This is a genomic window from Gilliamella sp. Fer4-1 (genome assembly GCF_001690515.1).
Lineage (GTDB): Bacteria > Pseudomonadota > Gammaproteobacteria > Enterobacterales > Orbaceae > Gilliamella > Gilliamella apicola_C.
Window position 1 is genome coordinate 1 of the sequence record NZ_LZGZ01000284.1, and the last position, 7,774, is coordinate 7,774.

Below are 7,774 nucleotides of genomic sequence, written 5' to 3' on the forward strand. Positions count from 1 at the left end.
ATTACCCTCAAAATATATCAAGAAGTTTTGCATACTATTTAAACTTATTCGATAACGATAGTTTATATGAACAGTTAAATAATTATTTAATTGATTTAAATGGAATAAAGCTACCTCAAATTAATAATGTGATAAATCCAATTTTAATAACTGGCACACAAGAAAATGAAGAGCAAATAATTTATCTTTACCTTTTATCAGAACAATATGATTTTTTAGATAAGATAATATTAAAAAATTATTATGGCGCAACAAGAGATGAGGCAACAAATATGTATCCAGCCGGTTTTGGTGGTTACAATATAGACAAAAACTATTCCATTGAACGCCAACAACGCTTTGAAGATGAAACAATAGAAATACAACATTTTCAAATTACAAAAGAAGGAAAGTTTCAAGAAATACCGGTTACGTCTAATTGCTATAGCAAATGGGCTACTAAAGATCCAAATAAACATTCGCCTAGAAGTCTTTTGTTAACAAGTAAGCAAGCTAATAATTATTTACGTTTTGAGGGGGGGCAATTAGAAGAGCTTGATAGTGCGACATTAACTTTAAATGCTAATGAAAAAAAACTTTGTATTAATTATCAACAATCTTATCCGGTAAACTTTGGTAAGACTAATTCAAAACAATTTTTTGATAATGAGGCATTATATCAACAGCAAGTAGAAAATTTTAAAAAATATCACATTGATATCAGTAACGAATTGGAATATGCCACATTTGAAAATATTGATGAACTACCTATAGCTAAATTTTTATTAAATGGCAATCAAGCCATTTATATGAACAATACATTATTTATTGTAGGTAAAGATTATTTTGTGGCTTACAGACAACCAACAAAAGAGGAGTTAGTGTATACTCAGTAGCACAAAGGTATTAATGATTTGCCATGAAACGAGCATTAGCAGATGGATTACTGGAGAGTGAAAAGACAATTATATTAGTTGAAAAAGAAGTCAGATTAATCCATGCCTTTGGGCGAGGTCACTATTTAAGCTGGTTGTATAGTGGATAGGTTACACTAATTAGTACCCGTTTTATAAGGTCATTGCTATGATAAACAAAAAAACAGAAAGCGGTACCAACAATCACCAATTGCATTTCAAAAAGAAAAAATGCAGTGTAACTACCCATTAAAATAGTGCAGTAGAAAATTCTCTATGATAAAAGTAAAATGGGATTTAATGATGAAAAAGGGCTGAATCAAATTGTAGCTATTTTAAAAGAAGCTGAGGATGGTATTCCTGTTAAAGAGCTGTGCCGTAAATAGGGCATAATTCAACTTTTAAGGAAAACAAGCGAAGAATGGTTAACGATTTATAACACCGAAAGACCGCAAAGGCATTAAATAAAATAACATAACACCGATTGAATATAAAGCACTAAAATAGGTCGCTTAATTTTCTACGTGAGTTGTGTACTCAGTTTGGGATATTTACAAAAGAGCTAAACAATGAATAAAAAAATAACTGTAGAATATAAAATCAACTCGCAATATTTGTTAGATTCGTACTATGCTCAGTCTGGCGTGCTAGATAAAGAGTTTGCCGAGAATTTAGACCGCTCAATAGCCGACAATATGCGAAATTTTCTAATCACATTTGATGATGAAAAAATGATATTACATAATCAGGATAAAAGTGAAACCAATACTTACTATTATCAAGACTTTTATCAAATCCATAAAAAAGCAGATGGGTATCTATTTTTTGTTAATTGCACAATATTTTATTTTGTTAAATTTGAACTATTTAAGCCCGAACATTTAATAATATTAGACAATAACTTAAAGCCATATTACGAAAAAGAGTGTGACGCACCATTAGCTGTTATTGAAAATTACGAAGTGACAACACAAAGAATCCTAACGGGGCTCATGTATTTGTACCGTAATATAACGATCGGAATGTTTGTAATACTTTTTATTATACTGATAGGTTTTATTTTTGATCAAATTTCTCTATCTATGCTATTGGGTTCTATTTTTGCCTTGGTTGGGTATCCATTGTGTTTGCGATTATCGGTGAATCGCATTGTTAAATCGGTGAATAGCGTTTATCGCCATGCAATTATCACATTTTATAATGATAAATTAGAATGCACATATAAAGAAAAACTATCTGGAGTTAAAATTAAATATTCGGAATTTTATAAGATAAGAAAATTAAAGAAAGGCTATTTAATACAAATACAAAAATATTCTTTTTATTTTCTTTTTTATGACGAATTTACTCATCAGCAACGGCAAAAACTTGAGGAAAGTTTTAAGCAAAATAAGAATTATTGTTAGTCATATTTGGTATGCATTTAATCTTACGCCTCTCAACCTCCCAGAAGGATATTTTCTTGTCTTATTTCTACGGATGTTACGTTGTTATTTCTAAGATTAAAGTTAATGATTAAGCGAGAAAGTAATAATACATCTTAAAATAAGGTAAATCATATCAAATAGATTTTTATTGTTAATGATAAAAATTGCATATGCCCACTCCATCATAAAAAAGTGAATGTATAAGAAAGCGTAAATCCTTGCACTTGATGCTCAATGATAACCGATAACTTATCCATTATTTACGCTTAAACTTAACGACTATACTTCACGGTTAATCTATTTTTCATGAAAAATAACGATTAACGCGCGGTAAAGATTGATGAAATACCGATAGCTAATTGTGTAGCTTTTAGTTAAGATGGTTGATTATTAAATAACCAGTGTTAACGCAATACAATTTTCAATATACATGGGACATACCGATATGAAAAGTAATCAAACAGCTAAACTCATTGAGAAGCTACAAAGTATTGTTGGACATAAATATACTTTAACTACTCCTAGCCGAACACTTCCTTACCGTCAAGGTATTCGCTTTGGTAAGGGAGATGCCTTGGCGGTAGTTTTGCCAGGCACACTTGTTGAGCAATGGCAAGTTTTAAAAGCTTGTGTTGAGGCTGATGTGATTGTGATTGCACAATCAGCGAATACAGGTTTAACAGGAGGATCTACGCCAGATGGCAATGATTATGATCGCCCTATCGTTATTGTTAGCACTCGCAGATTGGACGGGATTAATGTTATTAAAAATGGTGAACAAGTTGTTTGCTTGCCAGGTAGCACGCTCTATCGGCTAGAAAAAGAATTAAAAAAATATCATCGAGGCCCACATTCGGTGATTGGCTCATCTTGCATTGGTGCATCAGTGATGGGAGGCGTTTGTAATAATTCTGGCGGTGCGCTTATTCAGCGAGGACCTGCGTATACTCAAATGGCTGTTTTTGCTCAATTAGATCAGCAAGGACAATTGCACTTAGTTAATCATTTAGGTATTGAGCTGGGGGATGAGCCAGAAACGATTTTGCAAAATTTGCAAAATCATACTTATACCGATAAAGATATAAATGCAGATGCAGGTTTAGGTCATGATCATCATTATTGTGAGCATGTTCGTCAAGTTGATGCTAATACGCCTGCTCGGTTTAATGCCGATCCAACCCGCCATTATGAAGCGTCGGGCAGTGCCGGACGTTTAATGGTTTTTGCCGTGCGCTTAGATACCTTTCCTTTAGAAAATAAATCGGCTGTATTTTATATTGGCACAAATAATATTACTGAATTAAATGATATTCGCCGCCATATTTTGCGTCAATTTAAAACCTTACCTGTGTCGGGCGAATATATGCATCGCGTGGCTTTTGATATTGCAGCTATTTATGGTAAACCAACCTTTCTTGCTATTCAGAAATTAGGCACAGATATGATGCCACGCCTGTTTGTTTTTAAAAATGTTGTAGATCGCATTACCGCTAAAATTCCGTTTTTCCCTAAGAATTTTTCGGATCGGTTTTCTATTTTTGTTTGTCGATTATTACCAAAGCACTTGCCTAAGTCGTTACGCAATTATCGTGATTGTTATCAGCATCATCTTATCTTAAAAATGGCAGATGATGGAATCGCTGAGGCCGAAGCTTTTTTAAAAGGCTATTTTCGAAATAAAAATGGTAATTATTTTTTATGCAATGAAAATGAAAAGGAAGCACAAGCAGCGATGTTACACCGCTTTGCTGCCGCAGGGGCTGCAACGGCTTACCGCAATGTGCATAGTAAAACAGTAGAAGACATTGTGGCACTTGATATTGCATTAAAACGCAATGATACCGATTGGTTTGAAACGCTACCAAAAGATATCGATCAACATTTTATTCACAAAATGTATTATGGGCATTTTTTCTGTTATGTTTTTCATCAAGATTATATTGCCAAAAAAGGGGTGGATTGCGATAAAGTTAAGCACGATATTTTAGCATTACTCGACCAGCGAGGGGCTCAGTATCCAGCAGAGCATAATGTTGGGCATTTGTATCATGCGAATGATGATTTGAAAAAATTCTATCAACAGCTCGATCCAACAAATAGCTTTAACCCTGGTATTGGTAAAACATCAAAGAAAAAGCATTGGGCGTAATCACACCTAAAAATCTAACTGCCAAAAGTCAATTTGGCAGTGATTATTGATAGTTGTTAAATTGTAATGTGATAAAACGATTATTGCGCTTGCACATTACAATAATTTTTTTAATTGATATAGCATTTCTAAAGCTTGTTTAGGTGTTAAAGCATCAGGATCGATCTGTTTTAATGCTTCTTCGACTTCTGACGTTGCTGGCTCACTGATCATCAACGAGAGTTGCGATTTATCAATATGGCTACCAGCAGATTGTTTGGAAATAATTTCTAGCTCTTTCAATTTTTGTTTAGCTCGTTTTAATACTGCTTTGGGTACGCCAGCAAGCCCAGCAACAGCAATACCAAAACTTTTACTAGCCGCACCTTCAGATACTTCGTGAATAAAAGCAACAGTATTATCGTGTTCAATAGCATCAAAGTGGATGTTATAAACACCTTGCAGATGTTCAGGTAGTTGGGTTAATTCAAAGTAATGGGTGGCAAACAGTGTCATTGATTTGATTTCATTAGCTAAATTTTCCGCACAGGCCCAAGCTAAAGAAAGCCCATCATAAGTTGAGGTGCCTCGACCGATTTCATCCATTAAAACAAGGCTTTGTTCTGTGGCATTATGCATAATGTTAGCCGTTTCAGTCATTTCAACCATAAACGTAGAACGCCCTGAAGCTAAATCATCTGAAGCGCCAATTCGGGTAAAAATGCGATCTACTGGGCCAATTGTTGCTTTTGATGCAGGTACAAAACTACCAATATAGGCAAGCAACACAATCAAAGCCGCTTGACGCATATAAGTACTTTTCCCTCCCATATTTGGTCCAGTAATAATTAACATGCGTCTGCTTGGTGATAATGATAGTGAATTGGCAATAAAAGGCGTCTGTAATACTTGTTCAATAACCACATGCCGCCCATCTTTAATTTCTATACCTGCGTTGGTTGATAGTGTTGGTGTTTGATAGTTAAGTGTTAATGCGCGCTCTGCAAGGTTGGTTAAAACATCAAGCTCGGCAATGGCATCAGCGCTAATTTGCATATCGGCGAGTTCGGGCATTAATAGATCAAATAGCTGTTCGTAAAGTTGTTTTTCGAGCGCTAATGCTCGCCCTTTAGCTGTAAGGACTTTATCTTCATACTCTTTAAGCTCGGGGATTATGTACCGTTCAACATTTTTCAGTGTTTGACGACGAGTATAATGAATTGGCGCTAAATGGCTTTGACCTCGGCTGATTTGGATATAGTAGCCATGCACCGCATTGAAGCCCACTTTAAGCGTATCAATGCCAAGCGTTTCACGCTCTCGTATTTCAAGCTGTTCTAGATAATTGGTTGCACCATCAGCAAGGCTTCGTAGCTCGTCTAGCTCTGCATTATATCCACCTGCAATCACACCGCCATCACGAATAATCACGGGCGGGGCATCAACAATAGCATGATTTAAAATATCTGCTATGCGATCAAATTGGTTTATTTTGGCACGCAATGTGATTAATGCGGGCGAAGTAAGGCAACTCAATAGATTTTGTAACTGTGGTAATAAATTATAAGCATCACGCAGACGAGCAAAATCACGAGGGCGAGCAGTTCGCAACGCGAGCCTTGCTAAAATACGTTCTAAATCGCCAATTTGTTTTAATAATGGGGTGGTATCATCAATATAATTTTGTAATTCACTGATCGCAAGTTGGCGATTTTGTAATATTGTCAAATTGCGAATTGGTGCATGTAACCAACGCTTAAGCATTCGGCTACCCATTGGCGTTTGGGTTTTATCGAGTATTTCAGCAACGGTATTTTCAGTGCCACCAGCTAGATTTTCAGTAATTTCTAGATTACGCCGAGTGGCTGCATCTAATACCACAAAATCATAGGCTGATTGTTTGATAATTGAACGTATATGAGGCAGCGCCGTGCGTTGGGTATCTTTAACATATTGCAATAAGCACCCCGCTGCACAAAGTGCGTAATGGCAGTCTTCAACACCAAATCCGACAAGATCATTGGTACCAAATTGTAAATTGAGTTGCTGTTTTGCCGTTTCAAGGTCAAAATCCCATTGCGGGCGACGGCGCAAACCATGACGATGTTCAATTAATGGCATGCATTGAAAATCTTCGGGATAGAGTAATTCAACGGGACTGGTTCGTTGCAATTCGGCTTGAATTGCTTCGAAATTATCACATTCGAAAACAAAAAATCGGCCTGAACTGATATCGAGTGTCGCATAACCATAATGGCGGTTTTGTTGCCAAATTGAAGCCAGTAAGTTGTCTTTGCGATCTTCTAGTAACGATTCATCACTGACAGTACCTGGGGTAACAATACGAACAACTTTACGTTCAACAGGGCCTTTACTGGTAGCCGGATCGCCAACTTGTTCGCAAATAGCGACGGATTCACCGAGTGAAATCAACTTGGCTAGATAGCTTTCAACAGCATGATAGGGCACACCCGCCATAGGAATAGGCTCACCATTTGAAGAGCCGCGTTTAGTGAGCGAAATATCTAAAAGCTGCGAGCCACGTTTAGCATCGTCATAAAACATCTCGTAAAAATCACCCATGCGATAAAAAAGCAAAATATCGGGGTTTTCGGCTTTAAGTTTTAAATATTGCCGCATCATGGGTGTGTGGTCGGTGAAGTTTTCATTTTCATTCATAGTGTTATTTGTGTTTTTTATTTATATTTCAATATGTTGATAAATTCAATTGGTCTCATTAAATATCATTTTAACTCATAAAATCTCACTAATTCTTAATCATTAGTGTAACTAAAAGTATAACTAACATAATAGTTATCATCTTTTTATTATAACTGATTATTAGTTCATAGCAGAGGGGTATTTTATGGCAAATGGTGATCAAAAAGCATTATCACATCAAGCTATAGTAAAACTAAAGCCGAATGGTAAAGTATTATCCGATTGTAATGAAAATCGTGGTTTAAGAGTTGAGTGTTCAAAAAACTGGTAAAAAACGGTTTATATATAGATTTCGAAGAACTGATGGTAAATTAGTTGAAATGACTATTGGTTATTTCCCACAAATGCAATTAGCTGAGGATCGTATAAAATTGCAAGAGTTGAAAAAAATTCGAGAAAGTGGATATTGTCCTAGAGAGCTACGAGAACAACAAAAAATTAATGAACTACAACTTAAAAAAGCTCAAGAAAATAAATCTAAGTTTACCATTAAGAAAATGATTGATTTATATTTAACAGAATATATCCAAGATCGCCATACTAAAGATGGTAAAGTAATAAAAGGAGCAAGAAAGCTTAAAGGTCAAAATGAAGTTAGAAGAACA

General features: G+C 35.5%; 7 protein-coding genes. 6 read left to right on the forward strand and 1 reads right to left on the reverse strand.

What is annotated here, in order from left to right; translation table 11 throughout:
- The 4 genes from A9G30_RS13030 to dld all read left to right on the forward strand — a co-directional run.
- Positions 1-875, forward strand: an 875-nt coding sequence (locus A9G30_RS13030) for a hypothetical protein (protein WP_176700894.1), incomplete at its 5' end; no start/stop codon positions are given.
- 23 nt (positions 876-898) lie between these two features.
- Entirely contained in the window at positions 899-1,024 is a 126-nt protein-coding gene (locus A9G30_RS13375; protein ID WP_255305765.1) for a hypothetical protein, read from the forward strand.
- A gap of 438 nt (positions 1,025-1,462) precedes the next feature.
- Complete coding sequence (locus A9G30_RS09845; protein ID WP_065588838.1) at positions 1,463-2,299, forward strand: YcxB family protein; 837 nt, start codon at positions 1,463-1,465, stop codon at positions 2,297-2,299.
- A 466-nt stretch (positions 2,300-2,765) separates the two neighbouring features.
- Entirely contained in the window at positions 2,766-4,469 is a 1,704-nt protein-coding gene (dld, locus tag A9G30_RS09850; RefSeq protein ID WP_065588839.1) for a D-lactate dehydrogenase, read from the forward strand.
- A 96-nt stretch (positions 4,470-4,565) separates the two neighbouring features.
- On the opposite strand, the gene mutS is transcribed toward dld, so the two are convergent.
- On the reverse strand, positions 4,566-7,127 hold the full coding sequence (mutS, locus tag A9G30_RS09855) for a DNA mismatch repair protein MutS (protein WP_065588840.1): 2,562 nt from the start codon (positions 7,125-7,127) through the stop codon (positions 4,566-4,568).
- Between the two features lie 187 nt (positions 7,128-7,314).
- On the opposite strand from mutS, the gene A9G30_RS13380 reads away from it, so the two are divergent.
- The gene (locus A9G30_RS13380; RefSeq protein WP_255305766.1) at positions 7,315-7,440 is read left to right on the forward strand and encodes a hypothetical protein; all 126 of its coding nucleotides are present in this window, start codon (positions 7,315-7,317) and stop codon (positions 7,438-7,440) included.
- On the forward strand, positions 7,418-7,774 hold a 357-nt coding region (locus A9G30_RS09860), incomplete at its 3' end, for an Arm DNA-binding domain-containing protein (protein WP_141672073.1). The genes A9G30_RS13380 and A9G30_RS09860, both read left to right, overlap by 23 nt.

Bases quoted from the DNA above. Each gene is read 5' to 3' on its own strand.
- A9G30_RS13375 (WP_255305765.1), top strand. From the start codon at position 899: ATGAAACGAGCATTAGCAGATGGATTACTGGAGAGTGAAAAGACAATT.
- A9G30_RS09845 (WP_065588838.1), top strand. From the start codon at position 1,463: ATGAATAAAAAAATAACTGTAGAATATAAAATCAACTCGCAATATTTG.
- dld (WP_065588839.1), top strand. From the start codon at position 2,766: ATGAAAAGTAATCAAACAGCTAAACTCATTGAGAAGCTACAAAGTATT.
- mutS (WP_065588840.1), bottom strand. From the start codon at position 7,127: ATGAATGAAAATGAAAACTTCACCGACCACACACCCATGATGCGGCAA.
- A9G30_RS13380 (WP_255305766.1), top strand. From the start codon at position 7,315: ATGGCAAATGGTGATCAAAAAGCATTATCACATCAAGCTATAGTAAAA.